The sequence below is a fragment of the Acinetobacter sp. ANC_7512 genome (genome assembly GCF_056779935.1).
In genome coordinates, this window is record NZ_JBWYIX010000048.1 from 1 (window position 1) to 255 (window position 255).

At 39.2% G+C, this 255-nt stretch carries 1 protein-coding gene; it reads left to right on the forward strand.

From position 1 onward, the window contains the following. A partial coding sequence (locus tag AC1M9H_RS14410; RefSeq protein WP_481613662.1) for a muconolactone Delta-isomerase family protein occupies positions 1–197 on the forward strand: 197 nt, incomplete at its 5' end. Positions 198–255 lie beyond the last annotated feature (58 nt).

The following is a 255-nucleotide window of genomic DNA, read 5'->3' on the forward strand; positions in this document are numbered from 1 at the left end:
AAGAGTTACAGCAACAAGGCAAGTGGCGTCATATCTGGCGAATCACAGGTCAGTATTCAAACATCAGTATTTTTGATGTGGAAAGCAATGAAGAGCTTCATTCAATTTTACAAGGTCTTCCGCTTTACCCATATATGAATATCGAAGTAATGGCGTTAAATCGTCACCCATCTTCTATCCGTGAAGATGATCGTTAAGTTTTAAGTGTCTTGGCTTGATTGATTCAGGCCATGACATCAATACATCCAGAGGTTT